The organism is Acidovorax sp. sif0632, from assembly GCF_019218805.1.
Taxonomy (GTDB): Bacteria; Pseudomonadota; Gammaproteobacteria; order Burkholderiales; family Burkholderiaceae_C; genus Acidovorax; species Acidovorax facilis.
In genome coordinates this window covers 721179-742250 of sequence record NZ_JAHUWW010000001.1, presented here as the reverse complement: position 1 = coordinate 742250, position 21072 = coordinate 721179, and the positions used below count along the sequence as shown (strand labels likewise).

At 64.9% G+C, this 21072-nt stretch carries 20 protein-coding genes; 2 read left to right on the top strand and 18 right to left on the bottom strand.

Translation table 11 applies throughout. The features are described 5' to 3' along the window. Window positions 1–88: 88 nt before the first annotated feature. The 4 genes from KW832_RS03355 to KW832_RS03340 all read right to left on the bottom strand — a co-directional run bounded on the left by KW832_RS03355 (window position 89) and on the right by KW832_RS03340 (window position 3549). Complete coding sequence (locus tag KW832_RS03355) at window positions 89–511, bottom strand: BLUF domain-containing protein (protein ID WP_055399097.1); 423 nt, start codon at window positions 509–511, stop codon at window positions 89–91. Between the two features lie 2 nt (window positions 512–513). Then, window positions 514–1242, bottom strand: a complete 729-nt coding sequence (folE, locus tag KW832_RS03350; protein ID WP_055399357.1) for a GTP cyclohydrolase I — start codon at window positions 1240–1242, stop codon at window positions 514–516. 197 nt (window positions 1243–1439) lie between these two features. Then, window positions 1440–2678, bottom strand: coding sequence for a cardiolipin synthase ClsB (clsB, locus tag KW832_RS03345; protein ID WP_218298682.1), 1239 nt, complete (start codon window positions 2676–2678; stop codon window positions 1440–1442). Window positions 2679–2811: 133 nt separating this feature from the next. Beyond that, window positions 2812–3549, bottom strand: a complete 738-nt coding sequence (locus KW832_RS03340) for an endonuclease/exonuclease/phosphatase family protein (protein WP_055399101.1) — start codon at window positions 3547–3549, stop codon at window positions 2812–2814. Window positions 3550–3725: 176 nt separating this feature from the next. On the opposite strand from KW832_RS03340, the gene KW832_RS03335 reads away from it, so the two are divergent. Next, window positions 3726–5504: a tetratricopeptide repeat protein gene (locus KW832_RS03335; RefSeq protein WP_218298683.1), complete on the top strand. Its 1779-nt coding sequence runs from the start codon at window positions 3726–3728 to the stop codon at window positions 5502–5504. Between the two features lie 32 nt (window positions 5505–5536). Here KW832_RS03335 and KW832_RS03330 read toward each other — a convergent pair whose 3' ends face one another. The 6 genes from KW832_RS03330 to KW832_RS03305 all read right to left on the bottom strand — a co-directional run bounded on the left by KW832_RS03330 (window position 5537) and on the right by KW832_RS03305 (window position 11746). Continuing rightward, entirely contained in the window at window positions 5537–6382 is an 846-nt protein-coding gene (locus KW832_RS03330) for an aldolase/citrate lyase family protein (RefSeq protein ID WP_218298684.1), read from the bottom strand. Window positions 6383–6392: 10 nt separating this feature from the next. Then, a complete protein-coding gene (gene hpaH / locus KW832_RS03325) occupies window positions 6393–7208 on the bottom strand; it encodes a 2-oxo-hept-4-ene-1,7-dioate hydratase (protein WP_218298685.1) in 816 nt (271 codons plus the stop codon). Window positions 7209–7356: 148 nt separating this feature from the next. Continuing rightward, a complete protein-coding gene (locus KW832_RS03320; RefSeq protein ID WP_218298686.1) occupies window positions 7357–8352 on the bottom strand; it encodes a Bug family tripartite tricarboxylate transporter substrate binding protein in 996 nt (331 codons plus the stop codon). A 59-nt stretch (window positions 8353–8411) separates the two neighbouring features. Then, complete coding sequence (locus KW832_RS03315) at window positions 8412–9371, bottom strand: fumarylacetoacetate hydrolase family protein (RefSeq protein ID WP_218298687.1); 960 nt, start codon at window positions 9369–9371, stop codon at window positions 8412–8414. Beyond that, window positions 9368–10249 (bottom strand): extradiol ring-cleavage dioxygenase, encoded by an 882-nt coding sequence (locus KW832_RS03310; RefSeq protein ID WP_121423055.1) that lies wholly within the window; start codon window positions 10247–10249, stop codon window positions 9368–9370. Before KW832_RS03310 ends, KW832_RS03315 begins: the two co-directional genes overlap by 4 nt. A 33-nt stretch (window positions 10250–10282) precedes the next feature. Further along, complete coding sequence (locus tag KW832_RS03305) at window positions 10283–11746, bottom strand: aldehyde dehydrogenase family protein (protein ID WP_255577470.1); 1464 nt, start codon at window positions 11744–11746, stop codon at window positions 10283–10285. Between the two features lie 167 nt (window positions 11747–11913). On the opposite strand from KW832_RS03305, the gene KW832_RS03300 reads away from it, so the two are divergent. Continuing rightward, window positions 11914–12819 carry a LysR family transcriptional regulator gene (locus tag KW832_RS03300; RefSeq protein WP_218298689.1) on the top strand — a complete coding sequence of 302 codons (906 nt, stop codon included), beginning with the start codon at window positions 11914–11916 and terminating at the stop codon, window positions 12817–12819. Window positions 12820–12866: 47 nt separating this feature from the next. On the opposite strand, the gene nudB is transcribed toward KW832_RS03300, so the two are convergent. The 8 genes from nudB to KW832_RS03260 all read right to left on the bottom strand — a co-directional run bounded on the left by nudB (window position 12867) and on the right by KW832_RS03260 (window position 21029). Beyond that, on the bottom strand, window positions 12867–13334 hold the full coding sequence (gene nudB, locus KW832_RS03295) for a dihydroneopterin triphosphate diphosphatase (protein WP_055399114.1): 468 nt from the start codon (window positions 13332–13334) through the stop codon (window positions 12867–12869). Between the two features lie 18 nt (window positions 13335–13352). After that, window positions 13353–14168, bottom strand: a complete 816-nt coding sequence (locus KW832_RS03290) for a CsgG/HfaB family protein (RefSeq protein WP_370628622.1) — start codon at window positions 14166–14168, stop codon at window positions 13353–13355. Window positions 14169–14322: 154 nt separating this feature from the next. After that, complete coding sequence (gene aspS / locus KW832_RS03285; RefSeq protein WP_121507410.1) at window positions 14323–16125, bottom strand: aspartate--tRNA ligase; 1803 nt, start codon at window positions 16123–16125, stop codon at window positions 14323–14325. Window positions 16126–16165: 40 nt separating this feature from the next. Further along, window positions 16166–16789 carry a DUF502 domain-containing protein gene (locus KW832_RS03280; RefSeq protein WP_055399363.1) on the bottom strand — a complete coding sequence of 208 codons (624 nt, stop codon included), beginning with the start codon at window positions 16787–16789 and terminating at the stop codon, window positions 16166–16168. Window positions 16790–16798: 9 nt separating this feature from the next. Next, window positions 16799–17143 carry an FmdB family zinc ribbon protein gene (locus tag KW832_RS03275; RefSeq protein ID WP_218298691.1) on the bottom strand — a complete coding sequence of 115 codons (345 nt, stop codon included), beginning with the start codon at window positions 17141–17143 and terminating at the stop codon, window positions 16799–16801. An 89-nt stretch (window positions 17144–17232) separates the two neighbouring features. Next, window positions 17233–18684, bottom strand: a complete 1452-nt coding sequence (locus tag KW832_RS03270; RefSeq protein WP_055399122.1) for a sodium:solute symporter family protein — start codon at window positions 18682–18684, stop codon at window positions 17233–17235. A gap of 171 nt (window positions 18685–18855) precedes the next feature. Further along, entirely contained in the window at window positions 18856–20421 is a 1566-nt protein-coding gene (ubiB, locus tag KW832_RS03265) for a ubiquinone biosynthesis regulatory protein kinase UbiB (RefSeq protein ID WP_218298692.1), read from the bottom strand. Further along, window positions 20418–21029 (bottom strand): SCP2 domain-containing protein, encoded by a 612-nt coding sequence (locus tag KW832_RS03260; RefSeq protein ID WP_218298693.1) that lies wholly within the window; start codon window positions 21027–21029, stop codon window positions 20418–20420. The genes ubiB and KW832_RS03260 overlap by 4 nt, the downstream gene beginning before the upstream one ends. Window positions 21030–21072: the final 43 nt, after the last annotated feature.

Genomic DNA, 21072 nt, shown 5'->3' with positions numbered 1-21072 from the left:
CCCGCCGCACTGGTGGCGTCCCCCTGCCCGCACCGCCCAGCGGTGCGAGAGCGGGGGGAAGGCGCGCAGCGCCTCAGGGGGGTGATCTCTAAGCTCTTCCGATGATGGAGGCCGTGGCCATCAACTCTTCGAGCAACGCAAACGACACCTTGCCCGACACCGCATACGGGTCCAGTTCGGGCTTCTCTGAATACTTGAGCAGGATCGAGTGGTTGATCTTGGACAGGTTGACCTGCCCCATGGTCCAGCCACCAAAGCGGCGCTCGGCAATTTCTTCGTAGTGCAGCAGTTCCACGTTCTTGTGGCGCGGGTCCTTCTGGATGTGGCCATACAGCTCGCTCACCGCAGAGCGCCCGCCCTCGATGGCTTGCAGAAACACGCCGCCGCCGTAGCACAGCACGCCGGTGATGCCGGAGCCTGGGTTGTGCTGGCGCGACTGCGTCAGGATGGCTTCGATGGCGGCGGGCGAGGTATCGACCGCGCGACTGGCGTAAAGCAGGCGTACCAGCATGGTCAGTTCTTTCCAGGAATGAGGGACAAAAATTCACGACGCAGAGCGCTGTCCTTGAGGAACACGCCGCGCATGACCGAGTTGATCATCCGGCTGTCGTTGTCCCGCACACCGCGCCAGGACATGCAGAAGTGGCTGGCCTCCATCACGATGGCCAGGCCGTCGGGCTGGGTCTTTTCCATGATCAGGTCAGCCAGCTGCACCACGGCTTCTTCCTGGATCTGGGGGCGGCCCATGATCCAGTCCACCAGGCGCGCGTACTTGGACAGGCCGATCACGTTGGTGTGCTCGTTGGGCATCACGCCGATCCAGATCTTGCCGATGACAGGGCAGAAGTGGTGGCTGCAGGCGCTGCGCACGGTGAGCGGGCCCACGATCATCAGCTCGTTCAGGTGCTCGGCGTTGGGGAACTCGGTGATGGGCGGCTGCGCCACGTAGCGGCCCTTGAACACCTCGTTGAGGTACATCTTGGCCACGCGGCGCGCGGTGTTGTTGGTGTTGTGGTCGCCCTGGGTGTTGATCACCAGGCTGTCGAGCACGCCCTGCATCTTGACTTCGACCTCGTCGAGCAGCTTTTCCAGCTCGCCGGGCTCGATGAATTCGGCAATGTTGTCATTGGCGTGAAAGCGCTTGCGGGCGGCGGCAAGGCGTTCGCGAATCTTCACGGAGACAGGCGTGCCTTCATCATCCGGCGGGGTGGGCGTCATATCGGCGGCGGGTTGGCTAGACATGGCCAGAATCGTAACAGCGAACGCTGGCGCATGGAGTTCAAGGGTTTTAGGCATCCAGCGCTTGATGGACAAGCGCAAAAAGCTATCAAAACAATAGCACAATGCCTCGCAGGATTCCGTCGTTCATGCCACCTGCCCACGGCCCAGGCGCAGGCAAATGGCGCGTCCGGGGCGCGCAGCACCCCATGGGGGCCTGCTCAATACCTGTTTCCGGTAACCCACAACGCCAGCCGCATGAGGCCAAAGGCAACGCGGTCGAGCACGCGCTGGCGCAGGGGGCGGCCTGCGTACCGGGCCGGGTCCATGCGCCGGCCAGCATGCTGCATGGCATGCACCAGGCGCTGGCGCAGGTCGGTGGCAAAGGCGGCGTCTTCCACCACCACGTTGGCCTCGCGCGCCAGCAGCAGGCTCAGGGGGTCGAGGTTGGACGAGCCCACGGTAGCCCAGGGTTTGTCGCCCAGCGCGTCGATGACAGCCACCTTGGCGTGCAAAAAGCTGGGCGCGTATTCATGAATCTCCACCCCCGCCTCCAGCAGCGCGCCATACACCGGCCGCGCCGCGTGGTACTGCATGAAGTACTCATAACGCCCCTGCAGCAGCAGGCGCACGCGCACGCCCCGGCGCGCTGCCATCACCAGCGCACGGCGCAGCTTGCCGCCGGGCATGAAATACGCGTTGGCGATGATCACTTCGTGCCGCGCCGCGCCAATGGCCTTGCGGTAGGCCTTCTCGATGCGGCTGCGGTTGCGCACGTTGTCGCGCAGCACCAGCGCAGCCCGCATGGGCGGGCCTGCCTCGGCGACCCGGGCTGCGTGCTGGGCGGCGCTGGCCGCGCGCAGGGCCTGCAAGGCCTCGGGCAGACGGCGCTGGCGCGCGTCGCGCACTGCCTGCATGCGCCACCACAGCTGGTCCATGGTCTCGCTGGCCGACGCCACCAGGCTGCCCGTGGCCAGCACCGCAAAGTCGAAACGCGGCGCATCCAGCGTGCCGTAGTTGGGGTCGTGAAAATCATCCAGCACGTTGATGCCGCCGCAAAACAGCATGCGCCCATCGACCACACACAGCTTGCGGTGCAGCCTGCGCCACCGGTGCGGCAGCAGCAACCCCAGCGGGCCGAGCGGCGAGTACACGCGGTATTGCACGCCGGCCGCCTGCAGGCACTGCGCCCAGTCGTGCGGCAAGGCGCCGGTGCCCACACCGTCCACCACCAACTGGGTGCGCACGCCGCGCTGCGCCGCGCGCATCAGGGCCTCGGCCACCGCCGCACCGGCACCGGTGAAATCAAAAATGTAGGTCTCGAACTGGATGTCCGACAAGGCCGCATCCATGGCCTGGATCAAGGCAGGGAACAGCTCCTCGGCCCCTTGCAGCAGGCGCACCTGGTGGTCATCGGCAAACTCGAATCCACGCAGCGTGGCGGAAGACTTTCTTCTCATCTCTGCAGGCCGCCACCAACTCGCGGCGAAACTGGCGCGGCCAAGGCGCGGGACACCAAGCAAGGGCCGCCCCGCAGCGTGGGTGTCGTCCCCCTCAGGGGGAAGGCGCCGAAGGCGACACAGGGGGGGAGCATCACAGCCTGAACTCGGCAATCAACGGCAAATGGTCGGACATGCGCCACCAGATGCGGCCCTTGGGCACGTGCAGGGACAGCGGCGTCAGGCCCCGCACATAGACATGGTCCAGTTGCGCCAGCGGCAGCCGAGCCGGGTAGGTGAAGGTGCGCGGTGCATCAAACTCGTACAGAAAATAGCCCGCGAGCATGCGCTTGATCTGCTGGCCCCAGTCGTTGAAGTCTCCGGCCACCACCAACGGGGCGCCACCGGGCACCTCGCGTTCGATAAAACGCTGCAAGCGTTCGATCTGGCGAATGCGGCTGCCAGGGATGAGCCCCAGGTGCACCACGATCACATGCACGCGGCGGCCATGGGCGTCCACCTCCACGTGCAGCAGCCCCCGCTGCTCGAAGCGGTGGTCAGAGATGTCTTCATGCTGGTGGCCGATCACGGGCCAGCGCGATAGCAGGGCATTCCCGTGCTCGCCGTGTTTGGTGATGGCGTTGGTGCGGTACACCGCCTCATAGCCCTCGGGGGCCAGGAACTCGGCCTGGGGCAACTCGGGCCAGCGCTGGAAATACGCCTGTTCCCGCCGGTGAAGTTTGCGCACCTCCTGCAGGCAGACGATGTCGGCGTCGAGCTGCTCCACCGCCAGCCCCAGGTTGTGGATCTCCAGCCGGCGCGCCGGGCCGATGCCTTGTACGCCCTTGTGGATGTTGTAGGTGGCTACCCGCAGAATGTCGTCGTGTTCCATGAGCCTCATCGGAGTAGTTGAGCGCGCTTGCCAGTCCCCATGCCGGGCCTGCGATGGGGGATTGTGTCGCAAGCCGCGCACGCAGCGGGTTTGCCCGGCATTTGCGCCGTGCGGGTCGCCCTTACACTGGGGGCTTCCCCTATCCACGCCAGCAGCAGGGCCGGTACACACCACCGATGGCAACCGAGAAAGAACAATCCGCCCCACCCCAGGTGCTGGCCTTGATTGTTGACAGCAATGCCACATCACGCAGCATTCTGGTGGGGCAGCTGCGTGAGTACGGCGTGACCCGCATCGTGCAATGCAGCCGTGTGCAGGACGCACGCAACCGGCTGGAGCACACCGTGTTTGACTACGTGCTGTGCGAACAATACTTTGGCGAAGGCGGCTACTCGGGCCAGACCTTGCTGGACGATCTGCGGCGCGCGCAGCTGCTGCCGTTTTCCACCGTGTTTTTCATGGTCACGGCCGAGGCGTCGTATGCCGCCGTGGCCGAGGCCGCCGAGTCGGCGCTGGACGGGTATCTGCTCAAGCCCTTCACCCCCAGCGCACTGTTTGAGCGCCTCAGCCTGGCGCGGCTGCGCAAGATCCATCTGCGCCCCATTTTTGACGCCATCGAGGCCGAAGATTTTGAGCGTGCCGCCCAACTGTGTGTGGAGCGATTTGAGTCTCGCCAACCCTATTGGCTGTATGCCGCGCGCATTGGCTCCGAGTTGCTGCTGCGCCTGGGTCGCCACGACGAGGCCCGCACGCTGTTTGAAGCCGTTATTGCCGCGCGCGCCCTGCCTTGGGCCAAACTGGGCGTGGCCCGCGCGCAGATCGAGTCGGGCCAGGCGGCGCGCGCCGTGACCACCTTGCAGGAGCTGATTGGCGAAGACGCCTCGTTTGCCGATGCCTACGACGTGCTGGGCCGGGCGCAGGTGGAGCTGGGCAATTTCTCGCAGGCCATCGAAACCTACCGCACGGCCAGCGGCCTGACGCCCGACTCGGTGGTGCGGCTGCAGAAGCTGGGGATGATGTCGTATTACATGGGCGACCGCGAAACCGCCACCAAGGTGCTGGCGCGGGCTGCCATCCTGGGCATCGACTCCAAGCTGTTTGACTTCCAGTCGCTGGTGCTGCTCACGTTCTCGTACTTTGCCGAGAACGACCGCAAGGGCATCGAACGCTGCATGGCCGACTTTGGCCGCATTCTGGAGCGCCACCAGGGCAGCGCCCGCGTGCAGCGTTTTGCCGAGGTGGCCCGCACGCTGCAGCTCATCCAGCAGCGGCAGTTCTCGCAAGCAGTGGAGTCGGTGCGCAGCATGGCACGCGAGATCACGGCCAGCAGCTTTGATTTCGAGGCCGCTTGCAACCTGGGCAGCCTGCTGGCGGTGCTGGCCGTCACGTCGATTGATCTGGCCGACGGCGAAGGCTGGGTGCGTGCGCTGGGCATGCGCTATGCCAACACGCGCGGCCTGACCGAGCTTCTGGCCAACGCCTGCAACCTGCACACGCCGTATGGCGACCTTGTGCGCGAATGCCTGGTCCACATCAACAAAACCGCCGAGGCCGCCATCGCGCAAAGCCTGCACGGAGACCCGACCGGTGCCGTCCATCATCTGCTGGCAGAGGCCGAGCGAACGCTCAACTCCAAGCTGGTGGACATGTCCCAGCAGGTGCTGCTGCGCCACCGGGCACGCATGGCCTCGCCCGAGCCATTGCAGGAGGCCATTGACACGCTGCGCGCCCGCGTGGGCTCCACCCCGGCACGGGCTATCCTGGGGCAGGACAGCGAGCGGCACCCAGGGGGCGTGGCCATCCGCTCGCGCAACGCCGCCGAGCCAGCTTCAGCGGCCCGGCCGCCGCTGGGCGACGATCCCAGGGCCCCTGCCAGCGCTGCCAGCGCTGCCAGCGCTGCCAGCGCTGCGCCAGACAATCCAGCGGACAAGCTTCGGCTGCGGCCACCAGGGTAGGCCCCCGGTCGCTGGCTCTGCGCCTGCCAAGATCAGTACACGGCCACCGATCGTGCATTGCGGGAGGGAGCCAGGCTCACCGGCCTGCCATAGCGTGCCGCCAGGTCCCGCGTGGCCGCCACCAGAACGCTGGTGTCCGCCCCCACAGCGACGAAGACGGCGCCCAGCTCCAGATAGCGGCGTGCCAGCTTCTCGTCGGCCATCAGAATGCCCGGGGCCTTGCCCGCTGCCAGCACACGGCGTATTCCGTCTTCGATCACGGCCTGCACATCAGGATGGCCTGGATTGCCAACGTGACCCATGCTGGCTGACAGATCCGCCGGGCCAAAGAAGACGCCATCCACCCCCGGCGTGGCGGCGATCGCATCCAGGTTCTGAATGGCCAGCGTGCTCTCGGCCTGCACCAGCAGACAGACCTGGGCATTGGCCTCCGTGAGGTAGCCCGGGTAGCGCATCCACTGCGAAGCACGCGCCAGGCCTGCACCCAGGCCACGGATGCCGCCTTGCCCGTCGTCTTGCGGGTAGCGCATGGCGCGCACCAGTTGCGCGGCCTGTTCGGGGGTATCCACCATGGGCACCAGCAGCGTCTGCGCACCAATGTCCAGGTACTGCTTGATCAACGCCGTGTCGCCCACGGGCACGCGCGCCACCGGGTGGGGCCCGGTGCCCAACAGGGCACGTGCGCTGGCAATACCTTGCAATTGGGCAAGCATGAGCGGCACATCGTTGGGGGCATGTTCGCCATCGAGCAGCAACCAGTCAAAACCAGCACCCGCCACCAGCTCGGCCGCATAACCATGGGCCAGGCCGAACCACAGGCCGATCTGCGGCGTGCGCGCAGCCAGGGCTGCCTTGAAGGTGTTCACAGGGGTGTGCATACCCAAGCCCTCAAACAAAGCGAAAAGCGATATTGCCCAGTGGCCCGTAGTCCGCATGGAAGGTGTCGCCCGCTGCGGCGGCCACGGGGCGCGTGAAGGAGCCACCCAGCACCACCTCCCCCGCCGCCAGGCCTTCTCCATACGGGGCGAGCTTGTTGACCAACCACGCCACGCCCGTAGCCGGGTGGTTGAGCACGGCAGCCGCCAGCCCGGACTCTTCGATCACGCCGTTCTTGTAGAGCAGTGCGCCACACCAGCGCAGGTCCACCGCATCGGGGCGCACCGGGCGTCCGCCGGTGATGATGCCGGCGTTGGCGGCGTTGTCGGAGATGGTGTCGAACACCTTGCGCATCACACCCGTGTGGCGGTCGTGCTGTTCGATGCGCGCGTCGATGATCTCGATGGCAGGCACCACGTACTCGGTGGCGGCCAGCACGTCGAAGATGTTTAGCGGAGGGCGCCCAGGTTCTCCACGCAGCGGCTTGTTGAGCACGAAGGCCAGCTCCACCTCCACGCGCGGCAGGATAAAGCGCTGCAGGGGTATGTCGCCACCTTCGGCAAAAAACATGTCGTCCAGCAACGTGCCGAAGTCAGGTTCGGTGATCTGACTGGCGACCTGCATGGCGCGCGAGGTCAGCCCGATCTTGTGGCCGCGCACCGTGCGCCCCTCGGCGATCTTCATCGCCACCCAGGCCCGCGAGATGGCATAGCCGTCCTGCACCGTCATGCCAGGGTTGCGTTTGGAGAAATGCTCCACCTGCACGCGGGACTTCTCGGCCTGGTGCAGTTCACGGGCCAGTTGCTGGATCACTGCGTCGTCAAACATCTGTTGTTCTCTCTTCAGGGTTGTGCACCGTGGCAACCGCGCGAAGACTGGCGCGACCAAGGCCCGCGGCCGCCGCGCAAGGGCCGCACCGCCGCGCTGGCGGCGTCCCCCTTGAGGGGGAAGGCGCGAAACGACTCAGGGGGTGCATTCAAGACTCGGCGGTGAAGCCGATGGCCTTCACGATGGGGCCCCACTTCTCGCCATCGGCCTTGAGCAGCGCCGCCAGTTCGGCAGGCGTGGACGAACGGGCCTCCAGCCCCATGGCGGCCAGCCCGGCGACCACCTCCTTGTCGGCCAGCGCGGCACGAATGGCGGTGTTGGCCTTCTGCACCAGATCCGCAGGTGCCTTGCCCGGCAGGAAGAAACCAAACCACTCGCCGTAGACCATGTCCTTGAAGCCCTGCTCCACCAGCGTGCCCACGCCGGGCACGAACTTGTTGCGTGTGGCACCCGAAGTGGCCAACAGACGCACCTTGCCGCCCGCCAGGTGGGGCAAGAACTCGCCCACAGGCGCCGACACAGCGGCGATCTGGCCGCCCATCAAATCCAGAATGGCAGGCTGCGATCCGCGAAAGCCCACGTGCCTCATGTCCACCTTGCCGGCGCGGGCGATGAGTTCACCCACGAAGTGCGGGACCGAGCCTGGCGCAGGAGAGCCAAAATTTGCGCCGTTCGAGTTGGCCTTGCACCACTCCAGAAACTCCGGCACGGTCTTCACCGACGCTGGCACCTGCGGCCCCACGGCAAACCCCATGTCGAACACCACGCCCAGCGAGACGGGAGTGACATCGACCGCCGGGTCGTAGGGCAGCTTTTTGTAGGTGTGGGGGTAGATGCCCAGCATGGACATGGGGGTGACCAGCAGCGTGGCACCGTCTGCCGGAGCTGCCTTGAGGGTCGCAATGGCGATCTGCCCGCCTGCCCCGGTCTTGTTCTCCACCACAGCCGACTTGGCGTAGGCCGGTGCCAGCTGGGTGGCCACACGGCGGGCCAGGGTGTCTACCGTGCCGCCAGCGGCAAAACCGGCCAGTATCTTGACGGTGTCGATGGACTGCGCACGGCCCAACAGCGGCAAAGACCCTGCGGCGCCCACCAGTGCAAATTGCAAAACACTGCGGCGCGAAGCGGAAAGGGAAGGGTTCATGGTTTGTCTCCAGGTTGTTGTGGCGGGATCACGGGGGAAGCAAAAACAAAGGCAGAGCACTAGGGCGATGGGGTCTGGCCTCCCGCCGCCTGCCGGTAGTTGGCTTTCAAGGGGTCGGGCACCCGTTCGTCAAATCCAAAGGCGACGCGCCGCACTTCGGGGCTGTCGGTGGGCTGGTGGCCTACGCCCAGGGCAGACGCGCGCGGCGCCGGGATGGCAACCACCGTGCCGGCCAGGCGCCCCAGGCCTGTGATCTCGCACTCCACCAGGTCGCCCGGGTCTACCGAGCGCGAATGGCACGGCGTCCCCATCAGGATCACGTCGCCCGGCACCAGGGTGATGTGGCGTGCGATATCGGCCACCACGTAGTGCGGGCCCCAGATGGTCTCGTCGCCGATGTGCGCCTCCTGCACCACAAGACCGTTGCGATAGGTGCGCAGCGTCTGTTCGAAAATATTCACGCCGCGCACAATGCCGGGGCCGATGGGCAGCAGCGTGTCCGCGCCTTTGACACGCAGCATGCTGCCCTGGTCGGTGTCGCGGTAGTTCTGCAGGCCCATGTCCAGGGCAGGGCAAAAGCCTTCGATGTAGTCCCAGGCTTCATCGGGCAACACGTTGCGGCAGGTCTTGCCAATGACCACGGCGTATTCGCCTTCGTAGTTGAGGTACAGGCTGTCAGCGGGCTTGTGGATCTCGCAGCCATGGCCGTTGACCGAAGTCGGCGGCTTGGTGAAATAGGTGGGCGTCTCGGTCGGCCTGGGCTGGTTACGCGTCTCGAAGCTGCGCGAGCTGTACGAGATGTGCACGGCGATGATCTTGCTGGGCGACACCGGTGGCAGGTGCTGCACGGTCGCCAAGTCCACCACGCGGCCATCGTCCAGGCGCAATTGCCCTTGTTGTGCGCCCTCTTCCACAATGCTGCCCCAGCAGGCACTGCCACCCACCAGAACGAGGCGGCGCTCCATGCGCGGTCCACGCATCACGGCGGGCAGTTCTTTCAGCGGGAATTCGAAATTCATGCCGCCACCTCTTGCATATCGAACCACATATGCACATTGCCGGTGCCGCGCGCGTTCTCGTAAGCGGACAGCGTCTCACCCCGCGCGCGGCAGTCCGCGCCCCCCATGGCACCCACCATCTGCAGGTAGTGGGCGCCAAAGGCCTCCCAGGGGAGCTTTCGGTATTCGTCTTGCCAACGGTCGAGCACAGTGCCGTGGCGGCCCTGCTGCAGCAGCTCGATCGCACCCTTGTCACTCGCGATGTTCTCTGGGCGCGAGACATTGCTCTCATGGAAGATACGCGGGTGGTTGGGCTTCCAGTCGATGGGGTTGAACTTGTGGCTGAGCGCCCCGGAGGCAAGCAGCGCCACACGCAGGTTGCTGCGGCGCACGGCCTCGCCAATGGCCTCCCCCGATTTCACGAAATGCGTCCAGTCGCAGTTCTGGCATGAACTCACGGTGACAACCGGCGTGTCGCTGTGCTCCAACCGCAGGTGCTTGACCAGGTTGATGGTGGCGTACTGTCGGCCCAGTTCGGGATGGTTGATGACGCGGTTGTAGCCCCCCAGTTCGCGCGAGACGGCCTCGATCTCCAGCGCCAATCCTGGATGGCCCCGGTAGTTGTAGGGCACGCCGTGCAGATACCAGGGCATCTCATCCGAGATGTAGTTGCCCTGATAGCGTGAGGCCCCATCCACCAGGTGGTAGCCCGTGGTGAACCAGTGTGAATCGAAGATGACGACCACGTCAGGCCGGGCTTCGGCGAGCTTGGCGCGCAGCCGGGCATAGCCGGGGATAAGGTCCGAGTCGGCCCCCGCGCCCTGCAGCACGCGAAACTCTTCGCATTGCATCAGGCCGGGATGGTGCGAGACGATGGCTGCGCCAACAATGCTTCCCATGGTGGTGTTCTCCTGCATGTGATTGGGGTGGGGTCAGCGATGGCTGAAACTTGCGCGGAACGGCTTTTTGGGCAGCACCACATCCTTGACATCGCAGAAGAACTCGAAGCTCCAGTCCCCGCCCTCGCGGCCCACACCGCTGCGCTTGATGCCACCAAACGGCGCAGCCAGATCGCGGATGCCAAAGCTGTTGACCCAGATGAAGCCGGTGCGCACCTGCTGCGCCACGGCGCTCGCATGCCCCACCTCGCCGTAGCAGACGCCACCCAGGCCGTAGTCCGTGCCGTTGGCCAGGGCGATAGCGTCTTCGTCGCTGTCAAAGACCTGCAGGGTGAGTACAGGTCCGAAGACCTCGTTCTGCACGATCTCGCTGTCCTGGCGCACCCCAGCCAGCAGCGTGGGCTGGTAATACTGCGCACCGAAGGAATGGTGCGCGCCACCCCAGAGCAGCGTGGCGCCATCGGCCACGGCGCGCTGCACAAAGCCGTGCACGCGCTCCACCTGGCGCGGGTGAATGATCGGCCCGACCTCGGTGGCCTCCTCGCGCGGGTCGCCCACGGTGAGCTTTTCCACATGGCCGCGCAAGACCGCTACGAAGGCGTCGTGCACCTTGCGGTGCACCAGGAAGCGTGTGCCCGCCAGGCACACCTGGCCGGCGTTGCGGTACATCAGCGCGCCGGTGGCGGCGGCGTTGTCGATGTCGGCGTCTTCCAGCACGATGAAGGCCGACTTGCCTCCCAGCTCCAGGCTGCAGGGCACGAGGTTGGCGCCGGCGGACTGCGCGATCCACTTGGCCGTGGGGACCGATCCGGTGAACGAGATACGCGCCAGGCGCGGGTCGCTGACCAGGCGCGCGCCGGTGCTGGCGCCCGCGCCCTGCACGATGTTGAACACCCCAGGCGGCAGCCCGGCGGCATGCGCGCAATCGGCCAGCAGGCTGCTGGTCAGCGGTGCCCATTCCGGCGGCTTGACGATGGCGCAGTTGCCAGCGGCCAAGGCGGGGCCGAGCTTCCAGGTGGCCAGCATCAGCGGTGCGTTCCAGGGCGTGATGATGGCCACCACGCCGGCCGGGTCGTGGCGCACGAGGTGGGTGGCCTGCTCGGTCTCGATGGGGCGGTCCTGCAGCGTGAGCGCATGCTCGGCGAACCAGCTGATGTTGAGCATGGCGCGCGGCACCACGCCGTGCTTCATGCGCGAGAGCAGCACGCCAGCGTCGTTGGATTCGAGCGTGCAGAAGGCCTCGGCGCGTTTTCCAATCTCGGCTGCGAAACGATCCAGGTAGGGTTTGCGCTCCGCCGCCGTGAGCGCGCTCCAGGCGGGGAAAGCGCGCGCCGCAGCGGTGACGGCGGCGTCCACATGGGCGGGCGATCCTTCGCTGATGGAGCCCAGCAGCGCCTGGTCGATGGGCGAGTGCAGATCGAAGCGCATCTCGGACGCAACGCGCCGGCCGTCGATGTAGTGGTGGGGCGACACCGCGATGCCGGCGACATTCAGCATGTCATTGCTCAAGGGAGTTCTCCAGTCAGACAACAGAGCAGGGCAACCTTGCCCGATCCGTCGCGAAGTATCTGCAGCGCCCTTCTTGACCACAATCAATGCTTCATGACGGATTGTGAAGATGCTCTAATGAATGACATGATCCCAGCGATTCAACCGCAACAGCCATGTCTCTGCCCCATTTCACGCCACGCCAGCTCGAAGCCTTTGTCAACGTGGCAGAACTGCGCAGCTTCGCGGCCACCGCAGAGCGTTTGGCACTTACGCCGTCTGCTGTAAGCCAACTCGTGAGCGAGTTGGAAGACGCGCTCGGCTTCAAACTGTTTGAGCGCAGCACGCGCAGGGTTGACATCACCAGCGCGGGGCGGGAGTTTCTGGCCTCGGCAGAGTCGGTGCTCAAGCACATGCGCATAGCGCAGTCGGCCGCCAGCGATGTCCGCAACCGCGCAGCGGGCATCGTGCGAATCGCCGCACCACTGGTCGTCGCCAGCGTGATCCTGCCCAAAGCCATCAAGGCCTATACACAAACCAGGCCCAAGGTGCACATCCGCATTCGCGACGTGCCGGTGGAAAAACTCGTCGATGCGGTTGCCAGCGGCGACGCCGATCTGGCCCTGGGTCCGGATCGCGCCTGTGGCGATGACATCGTGCGTACCCAGCTGTTCGAGAGCCCCTGGGTGTTGTGGTGTGCGCCCACCCATCCCCTGGCCCACAAACGCAACGTGACCTGGGCGCAGCTGCACGCCTACCCACTGGTGGCTGCCGGGCGGGATCACGAACGCAGCGTGGCGCAGATGCACACCGGGCTGCCCAGCGAGCAGCGTGTGACCCCCGTAGAGATCGTGGACAACATCTCCACCGCCATGGGCCTGGCTGCCGCCGATGTGGCCGCTACGCTGGCGCCCGACTATGTGGGTGCACTGGCCAAGCCACTCGGACTGGTGCGCCGCCGCATCCTGTCGCCCGAAGTCATGCGCTACGTGTGCCTCTACAGCCCCGCACGGCGGGCCACCTCGCCTGCAGCGGAGGGCTTCGCAGACCACCTGATCCGCATCCTCGCCCAGCGCAAGTGAGCTGCCGGCGCCGCCGCGCGCAGTGCGGGGCGCGCACCAACGTCTGCCTACACAAAACGAGGAAGCAGTAAGCAGGCCTCAGCATTGGAGGCCGAGAAGCAGCGCTCGGCCGCGCGCTGCCACGGCAACCATTCGAAAGCATCGTGTTCACGAGGACTCAGTACCACGGGCGTAGCTGCTGGCACACACAAGCCAAACACCCGCTCGCGATTGCGCACGACCCCCGGGGCGTATCGGTGCAGCCATTGCGGCCAGATGTCGTAGACGTTCTCCAAGGCCCAGTCGGTCAGCAGGCAGCCGGGCGCCCGCGCGTCAATGCCGGTTTCCTCGGCCACTTCGCGGCGGGCGGTTTCTTCAAACGACTCATCAAGGCGGTCTTTGCTCCCGGTGACAGATTGCCAGTGCCCATCACCGCCCGTGCGGCGGATCAGCAGCACCTCCAGGGCGGGCGTGTGGATGACCACCAGCACCGACTCTGGAAGCTTGTAGGGCCGGTGCTGCGCTGTCGGCACCATGGGCGACACCTTCCCTCTTTACCCGGCCTTGGAACGCGGGGCTGAAGTGGTGGGAACGGGCGGCGGCAGCTCCTTGGCCTGCAGCGCCCTGACCTGCACCACCAACTGGTTGTGCGCGTCCAGGAAGGCAGCGGCAATGACCTTGCCCTCGTTGGTATTGCTCCAGCCCGCACCCGCTGCGCCCCCGAGCTTGCCGAACACGAGCCCGCCCACGCCCAGGTCAGTGGTGCGTGCGGACCCGGTGGCGGCGGCAACCTGCTCGGTGGTTTCGTTGTCGGACAGCAGCAGTGCCGTTTGCGCCTCCTTGAATTTGACTTGCTCCACCATGCCGGCCAGGCCCGCGATGTCGCGCAGCACCGGAATCATGGCAATCACGCCCGCCAGGCCCCGTCCCGCGTCCTGCTCACTGAACGTGAGGCTGGGTGTGAGCGTGTACTGCGCCTCATAGCCCTTGCCCTTTGCCACGGTGGAGTTGTTCTTGCGCAGCACGCCGGAGTCCTTGAGATCCTGCTCCTGGATGGTTCCGCGCAGCCCGGCCGACCGGTCCACCACACGAAAGCAGCCACTTTGCTGGGCCAGCAGCTTGACCAGGGGCACGGGGGATGCCGGGAGGCTGTAGCCCGAACCCATGGTGTAGCCGCTGGGGTTTTCTGCCAGCGCCAGCGTGGCCACGGGCGCCTCGCAGCGCACCAGTTCGCGCGCAGCGTTGCTGGCCCCCGCCGGCCCTGCCGAGCCAGTGACCACGGAACCGCCCTGGCCCAGTTCGGTCTTCTTTTCACCGCAACCTGCCAGGGCCAGTAGCACGGCGCCCATCCACAAAGCCCGGGTCGTCATTGAACGCATGGAAAGTGTCCTTTCAGTGCCAGAGCCACATCGCCGAGGGCGCGGGCTGGCCAAGAAAAAAGCGGCGCAGGCTGCCAAGCCCTTGCCGCTTTGTCGTGCGATGCCACGAGAGTGGATCCGCGCCGGGTTCGGGGAAAGCCCCGGATCAGGCTGCCTTGACAGCGTCGATGTTGCGCAGGCGGATGTGCAGCTCGCGCAACTGCTTTTCGTCCACGGGCGAAGGCGCCTGCGTGAGCAGGTCCTGAGCGCGCTGGGTCTTGGGGAAAGCGATCACGTCACGGATCGATTCCGCACCGGTCATCAGCGTGATGAGGCGGTCCAGACCGAAGGCCAGGCCACCGTGTGGGGGCGCGCCGTACTGCAGGGCATCCAGCAGGTAGCCGAACTTGGCCTGAGCGTCTTCGGGTGTGATCTTGAGCGCATCGAACACCTTCTTTTGCACATCGGCGCGGTGGATACGCACCGAGCCACCGCCCAGCTCCCAGCCGTTGAGCACCATGTCGTAGGCCTTGGCGATGCACTTGCCGGGATCAGTGGCCATGAACTCTTCGTGGCCGTCCTTGGGGCTGGTGAAGGGGTGGTGCACGGCCGTCCAACGGTCTTCTTCCTCGTCGTGCTCGAACATGGGAAAGTCCACCACCCACAGCGGCGCCCAGCGGTTTTCAAAGAGACCGCTCTTCTTGCCGAACTCGCTGTGGCCGATCTTCAGTCGCAGCGCGCCGATGGAATCGTTGACGATCTTTTCCTTGTCGGCACCGAAGAACAGCAGGTCACCGTCCTGCGCACCCGTGCGCTTGAGGATTTCAGCGATGGCCGCGTCATGCAGGTTCTTCACGATGGGCGACTGCAGCCCTTCGCGGCCCTGGGCCACTTCGTTGACCTTGATCCAGGCCAGGCCCTTGGCACCGTAGATCTTCACGAACTCGGTGTAGGCATCGATCTCACCGCGCGAGATCTGTGCGCCGCCGGGCACGCGCAGGGCAACCACACGGCCGCCCTTGGTGGTGGCGGGAGCAGAGAAGACCTTGAAGTCCACGTCCTTCATCACTTCGGTCAGCTCGGTGAATTCGAGCTTTACGCGCAGGTCGGGCTTGTCCGAGCCAAAGCGGAAAGCCGCTTCCTGGTAAGTCATGATCGGGAATTCGCCCAGGTCCACGCCCAGTTGCTGCTGGAACACCTCGGTGATCATGCGCTGGAAGATCGCACGGATTTCTTCTTCGCCCAGGAACGACGTCTCGCAGTCGATCTGCGTGAATTCGGGCTGGCGGTCGGCGCGCAGGTCTTCGTCGCGGAAGCACTTGGTGATCTGGTAGTAGCGGTCGTAGCCGGCCACCATCAGCATCTGCTTGTACAGCTGGGGCGACTGGGGCAGCGCGAAGAACTGGCCGTCGTGCACGCGGCTGGGCACCAGGTAGTCGCGCGCGCCTTCGGGCGTGCTTTTGCCCAGCATGGGCGTTTCGATGTCGATGAAGCCTTCCTTGTCCAGGAAGTTGCGCACCTGGATGGAGGTCTTGTAGCGCAGCATCATGTTGCGCTGCATGTGCGGGCGGCGCAGGTCCATCACACGGTGCGTGAGGCGCGTGGTTTCCGACAGGTTCTCGTCGTCCATCTGGAACGGAGGCGTGACCGAGGGGTTGAGCACGTTCAGCTCATGGCACAGCACTTCGATCTGGCCGCTCTTGAGCTTGTCGTTGGTCGTGCCGTCAGGGCGGGGGCGCACCAGGCCCACCACCTGCACGCAGAACTCGTTGCGCACGTCTTCGGCGGTCTTGAACATCTCGGCACGGTCGGGGTCGCACACCACCTGCACGTAGCCTTCGCGGTCGCGCAGGTCGATGAAGATCACGCCGCCATGGTCACGACGACGGTTCACCCAGCCAGACAGGGTAACGGTTTGGCCCATCAGGGCTTCGGTCACAAGACCGCAATAGTGGGAACGCATGGCCATGGCAGAAACTTCCGGCGCCCAAGGGGCGCGTTAAAGGGATTTACTTACTGTGGGAAACAAGCGTGGGGTCAGCTGGAGCGACCACGCCCATCGAAACAATGTATTTGAGGGCGGCGTCCACGCTCATGTCGAGCTCGACGCAGTCGCTCTTGCGCAGCATCACAAAATACCCGCCAGTGGGGTTAGGCGTGGTGGGCACATACACGCTCACGAATTCATCGCGCAGGTATGCCGCCACCTCGCCATTGGGCGCGCCAGTGACGAAGGCCACGGTCCAGACGCCCTCGCGCGGCCACTGCACCAGCACGGCCTTGCGAAAGGCGTTTCCGCTTTCGGAAAAAAGCGTGTCGGACACCTGCTTGACGCTGGAATAGATCGAACGCACCACCGGGATGCGGTGCACCACCGCATCGCCCCACTGCACGAGCTTGCGGCCCGCGAAGTTGCTGGCGACGGCACCGACCACCAACAGGATCAGCAGCGTGAGAACCACGCCAAAGCCCGGGACGTGAAAGCCCAGCAGCTTGTCGGGATGCCATGCAACAGGCAGGATTTGCAGGGTCTGGTCCAGTGTGCTCACGATCCAGTTGAGCACCCAGGCCGTGATAACCCCTGGCACGATCACCAGAAGGCCGGTCAACAGCCACTTGCGCAAGGCAGCCATGAGGGTCACTCAGCTCGCAGAGGAGGTGGAAGTGGTAGAACTGCCACCAGCGCTTGATGCTGCTGCACCAGATGCTTCTTTTTTAGGAGCATCACCAGAACTTGCCGGCGCCGCGGCCTCGGCTTTCGGTTCCGTCTTGCTGTCCGTCGCAGGGGCAGAACTGCCACCGCTGCCACCACGAAAATCGGTCACATACCAGCCCGAGCCCTTGAGCTGGAAGCCAGCCGCTGTGACCTGCTTGGAAAATGCTTCCGCGCCGCAGGCGGGGCACACCGTGAGGGGCGCATCAGAGATTTTTTGCAGCACATCCTTGGCATGGCCGCAGGAGCCGCATTTGTAGGCGTAAATAGGCATGTCAGTGTGTTGAGGGAAAGTGCAAAACCCTCAATTATAGGCGGCATGCCCATCCTCAAGCCCCACGCACTGGGCATGGGGCGATGCAATCAGCTGGCGCTGCCCTCGTAGTGGGTGACGTGGCCTTTGTGGTCGTCGATCCACTGCGGTGCCAGCGAGCCCCCGATCATGCCGACCAATGCCGCCAGCACCCCAGCCAGTTGCTGCGGGAACGCTTCGGACAGCATGGGGCTGGCCACAAACAGCAGCCACACACCCAGGCCCATGGCCACCGCCAGGATGGCGCCCTGGGTAGTCGCGCGCTTCCAGTACAGGCCGAACACCAGGGGGACAAAAGCCCCCACCAGCGGTACCTGGTAAGCGCCCGACACCAGTTCATAGATCGACGTTCCCTGCATGGTGATCGCGTAAGTGAGCACGCAGGCGGTAAACACGAGCACCGATATGCGCATGGCCTTCAGTGTCTGGGCATCGGTCATGCCAGGCCGCAGGTTGTGCAGGATGTTCTCCACAAAAGTGGTGGACGGTGCGAGCAACGTGGCCGATGCGGTGGACATGATGGCCGACAGCAGCGCGCCAAAGAAGGCGATCTGAAGAATCAGCGGCATGCGTTCCATCACCAGCGTGGGCAGCACTTTCTGGGGATCGTCCTTGAGCAGCGCCTGGGCGGTTTCGGGCATGACCAACACGGCGGCCGTAACGACAAACATGGGGATGAAGGCAAACAGCAGGTACAGCACCCCTCCGATGACCGGGCCGGTGCGCGCTGTCTCGGCGCTGTTGGACGACATCACGCGCTGAAAAACATCCTGCTGGGGTATGGAGCCCAGCATCATCGTGATCGCGGCGGCAAAGAAAAAGGTCCACTCCTTGAGCCCACCAGTGGGAAAGAACTGGAACTTGCCTTCACGCGCGGCATATTCCACGACCTTGCCCGCCCCTCCGGCCAGTTCCGCCGCGTACCAGGCAATGGCCAGCAGCCCCACGGCGATCACAATCATCTGGACAAAGTCAGTCATGGCCACCGACCACATGCCGCCATACAGGGTGTAGACCAGAACGATGACCGTACCGATGACCATGCCCATGGTGACGGACACATACCCCTGCGTCAGCAGGTTGAACACCAGCCCCAGAGCCGTGATCTGCGCAGCCACCCATCCCAGGTAGCTGAACATGATGATGGCTGAACAAGCCACTTCGATCACACGCCCGTAACGCTGGCGGTAGTAGTCACCCAGGGTGATGAGGTTCTTCTTATAAAGCTTGTAGGCAAAAAACAGCCCCACAAGAACCAGGCACATGGAGGCGCCAAATGGGTCCTCCACCACCGCACCCAGCCCACCATCCACAAACCGGGCTGACACGCCGAGAACGGTTTCCGATCCAAACCAGGTCGCAAAGGTCGTGGCTATCACCACAGCCAGGGGCAGGCTGCGGCCCGCCACCGCATAGTCGGCCGTGTTGTGCACGCGCGTGGCGGCATACAGGCCAATACCAATCGAGACCAGCAGGTACAGAACGATGAATGTGATCAGCATGGCGCCGCTCCGAAACTCCAAGGAAGGTTACAAAAAGCAGGTGTGCGCCCGGCGTGCCGTGGGCCGACACGCCGAGGCCCCTGCAGATCCAGGGGTGACCACTTTGCTACAAAATTCGTAACAAAAGTTGCAGCGGATTATGAAGGCAACTTTCGTGCCGTTCGCGCCGTTTCAGAAAATCCGCATCCGCACAAACAACTGCATCGCCAGAAGGCCCAGCACAAAACCGATGCCGCCATAAATGATGGACTGGAGCAGCCGGTTGGTACGGTGCTGGACTTCCAGCAGTTCGCGCAAGGCTTGCTGCTGGTCAGCCGGGCGCTGCCGCAAGGCGTCGTGCAGCAGGCGCGGCAGCTCGGGAATCAGCTTGGCATAGTGGGGCGCCTCGGCCCGCAGCTCCCGCCACAGGCGCTGCGGCCCCATCTGCTCCAGCATCCACTTTTCCAGGAAGGGCTTGGCGGTGCTCCACAGGTCCAGCTCCGGGTCCAGCTCGCGGCCCAGGCCTTCGATGTTGAGCAGGGTCTTTTGCAACAGCACCAGCTGGGGCTGAATCTCAACGTGGAAGCGGCGCGAGGTCTGGAACAGGCGCATCAGCACCATGCCCAATGAGATCTCCTTGAGCGGGCGATCAAAGTACGGCTCGCACACGGCGCGGATGGCCGATTCGAGGTCGTTCACCCGCGTCTCGGGCGGCACCCAGCCACTTTCGATATGCAGCTCCGCCACGCGTTTGTAGTCGCGCCGGAAGAACGCCACGAAGTTCTGCGCCAGGTACTCCTTGTCAGACTCGGTGAGCGTGCCCACGATGCCGAAATCCAGCGAGATATAGCGCCCAAAGGTGGCCGGATCCAGGCTCACCTGGATGTTGCCGGGGTGCATGTCGGCATGAAAGAAGCCGTCACGGAACACCTGGGTGAAAAAGATGGTGACGCCGTCGCGCGCGAGTTTGGGGATGTCGACCCCGGCATCCCGCAGGCGCTCGATCTGGCTGATGGGCACACCGTTCATGCGCTGCATCACCATGACCTCGGGGTGGCAGAAGTCCCAGAAAATCTCAGGGATCAGCACCAGGTCCAGCCCCTGCATGTTGCGGCGCAGCTGCGCGGCGTTGGCGGCCTCCCGCACCAGATCGAGTTCGTCGTGCAGATAGTTGTCGAACTCGGCCACCACCTCGCGGGGCTTGAGGCGCTTGCCGTCGGCCGACAGGCTCTCCACCCACCCGGCCATCATGCGCATGAGACTCAGGTCTTTCTCGATCACGGGCAACATGCCCGGGCGCAGTACCTTGACCGCCACCTCGCGCTCGATGCCATGGCGGTCCCGCAGCGTGGCGAAATGCACCTGCGCAATGGAGGCACTGGCCACCGGCACGCGATCGAAGAATGTGAAAACCTCATCCACCGGCCGCCGGAATGCCCGCTCGATCGTGGCGATGGCGATCTCCGGGTCGAACGGCGGCACGCGGTCCTGCAGCCGGGCCAGCTCGTCGGCCACATCGGGGGGCAGCAGGTCGCGGCGTGTCGAAAGCACCTGACCAAACTTGACGAAGATGGGGCCCAGGCGCTCCAGCGCCAAGCGCAGCCGCTGGCCGCGCGCTGCATCCAGGTTGCGCCCGAACGACAGGACGCGCGATACCGATCGCAGCCAGGGCTTCTGGAAACTGTCCAGCACCATGGCGTCCAGGCCGTACCGGAACACCACCCACAGGATGGCGCCGCCCCTCAGGAACTGCTTCATGCGCCAGCCCGGTCGGAACCGCTGTTTGGCGCGGAAGGCGTGGAGGGTCCGGATGGCATGGGCGCGACGGCTGAAGACCTTGGTGCAACGCGCGTGCCCACGAACTGGCGCAGCGCTTGCGCAGCGCGGCTCGCCACCTGCGCCACAGTGTGTGCGGGGGCGTCACCGATCACACGCGCCAGGTCCTCCTCAACATCCCAGCGCACGTGATCGACCAGCCAGTTGATTTCGGCGGCCAGTTGCACATCGCCCTCAATGCGGATGGCAGGCTTGTCACCCCGCAGGGCCGTCTGGGCCAGCGCAAAGGGAGAGGTCTCGGTGACGTGAAGCTGCAGATCGGGCGCGGCAGTCTCGTGCGCCAGGTTGAACAGCCCAGCGGGCGTGATGACCAGGGCCATCGAATACGCACGCCACTGCACGCGGGCGATGCGGCCCTTCTGACGCACCAGGCGGTCCATGGCCTCTTTTTCCTGCATCAGTACATGGTTGAGGAACAGCACCATGCGCTGCTGCATCTCATGCACGAGCCACTGGGGGGGTTGGGGGCCGGCGGCCACACGCTCAAAGAGGCCGTCCAGAAACGAAAAAGGGGACTGTGGTGTTGCCATAGTCCCCGATTATTCCCTGAACTGGGATAGCCCCACAGCGGGG